The sequence below is a fragment of the uncultured Leptotrichia sp. genome, from assembly GCF_938036635.1.
Lineage (GTDB): Bacteria > Fusobacteriota > Fusobacteriia > Fusobacteriales > Leptotrichiaceae > Leptotrichia > Leptotrichia hongkongensis.
In genome coordinates, this window is record NZ_CALHQO010000132.1 from 1 (window position 1) to 2,170 (window position 2,170).

The window sequence follows — 2,170 nt, forward strand, 5'->3', positions numbered from 1 at the left end:
CCGATTATTAAAAAATTCATCAAAAATATACAATTTTTCCTTTAAACTATTGCATTTCTGTCACTTTAAAGGTAAAATTATATTATAAAAACTTTATTAGGGAGGAAAACTTATGAATTTATGGATACTTATTGGTATTGTTATTATCGTAGTAGGATTCACATTAAAGCTTGATGTACTGGCTGTGGTGCTTACTGCTGGTATTGCTACAGGAATCGCTGCGAAAATGGATTTTTTAGAAATACTTGGAATTATTGGAAAGGCTTTTGTGGATAATAGACTTATGTCGATACTTCTTATCAGCTTGCCAGTTATTGCAATCCTTGAAAGATATGGACTTAGAGAGAGAAGTGCAACTTTAATTGAAAAATTGAAAAATGCGACTGCTGGTAGAATTTTAGGACTCTATATGGTTATCCGTTCTATTGCAAGTGCATTATCAATCAGAATTGGAGGGCATGTGTAGTTCATCCGTCCACTTATTTACCCAATGGCTGAAGCTGCTGCAAAATCTCATAAAGAACAGGAGCTTACAGAAAAAGAAAATGAAGAACTGAAAAGTTTGAGTGCCGCAATCGAAAACTATGGAAACTTCTTTGCTCAAAACATATTTATCGGTGCATCAGGACTTCTTCTAATTCAGACTACATTACAGGAAAATGGATACAATGTGTCATTAAAGCAATTAGCATTATTCTCAATACCAATGGGAATTATCACAATAATCTTGAGCTTTATTCAAGTTTATATTTATGATAAAAAAATAACAGCAAACAAAGGAGGTAATAAATAATGGATGTAAAAGCCCTTTTAAAAATTTTAACAGAAATTGTTTATATCCTTTGTGGATTTGTCAGTATCACTACTGCAATCAGAGGTCTGAGGAATGAAAAATCAAGAATAGGAACATTTTTATTCTGGTTTATTCTTGGAATAATATTTATTTTTGGACCTGTTATTCCATACAAAGTTACTGGCGGACTACTTGTAGTTCTTGCTATAATTACTGTAACAAAACAGCTTCATATAGGAAAATTTGAAAATATTTCATCACAATTCAAAATTGCACAAAGTGAAAGACTAAAAAACAAAATTTTCATTCCTGCCGCATTAATTGGAATCGCCGCTTTTCTAATACTTCAGTTTAAAATTGGAAAAACTGCAATACCGCCTGCATTAGGTATCGGTGGAGGCTCACTTGTTGCACTGTTAGCAGCTGCTATTATTATAAAACCAAAATTTAAAGAAACAAATGAAGATACTTCAAGACTTCTTATGCAAATTGGTGCTACTGCCATTCTTCCACAGCTTCTTGCAGCATTAGGTGTAGTATTTACAAAAGCTGGTGTTGGAAAGGTCATAGCCGGAAGTATTTCTTCAGTTGTACCAACAGGAAATATTTTTATAGGAATTATTATTTATGCCGTTGGAATGGCTGTATTTACTATGATTATGGGAAATGCCTTTGCTGCATTTTCAGTAATAACTGCAGGAATTGGAATCCCATTTATTATCAAAAATGGTGGAAATCCAGCTGTTATTGGTGCTTTAGGAATGACCGCTGGCTATTGCGGAACTCTTATGACTCCAATGGCAGCAAACTTCAATATTGTCCCTGCTTCAATTTTGGAAATAAAAGATAAATATGGAATTATAAAAGTCCAAGCTCCAATGGCTTTATTACTGCTTGTAACACATATTATACTTATGCTGTTGTTATTTGGAGTAAAATAAAACTGAAAATACTATGTTTATTGAGATTTCTAAATTTTTACAAACAACTAAATTAAAAAAAATCTAGAAAGGAGAGTATGAAATTATAAATTAAATCTATTTTTATAAAATCATACAAAAAATACTATGAAAATATTAGTTACTGGCTTTGACCCTTTTGGAGGTGAGCCCATAAATCCTGCTATCGAATCAGTTAAAAAATTACCTGATAATATTGCAGGAGCACAAATTATCAAATTGGAAATTCCGACAGTAAAAGGAAAATCTATTAAAAAAATTGAAAAAGCTATTGAAGAGCACAATCCAGATGTTATCTTGTCAATCGGACAAGCAGGCGGAAGATTTGATATTTCCGTTGAACGAGTTGGAATAAATCTTGATGATTTCCGAATCCCCGATAACGAAGGAAATCAAACTATCGACGAGCCAATTTTTC

1 protein-coding gene and 2 pseudogenes are annotated in these 2,170 nt (G+C 32.4%); all 3 read left to right on the plus strand.

Annotated elements, in window-relative coordinates; all coding sequences use genetic code 11:
* The first annotated feature begins 112 nt into the window (after positions 1-112).
* Positions 113-793: pseudogene (locus Q0370_RS02485) on the plus strand (DUF969 domain-containing protein).
* On the plus strand, positions 793-1,734 hold the full coding sequence (locus tag Q0370_RS02490) for a DUF979 domain-containing protein (RefSeq protein WP_299571667.1): 942 nt from the start codon (positions 793-795) through the stop codon (positions 1,732-1,734). The pseudogene Q0370_RS02485 and the gene Q0370_RS02490 overlap by 1 nt, the downstream one beginning before the upstream one ends.
* Positions 1,735-1,860: 126 nt before the next feature.
* A pseudogene (locus Q0370_RS02495) lies at positions 1,861-2,170 on the plus strand (pyroglutamyl-peptidase I); the annotation flags it as partial.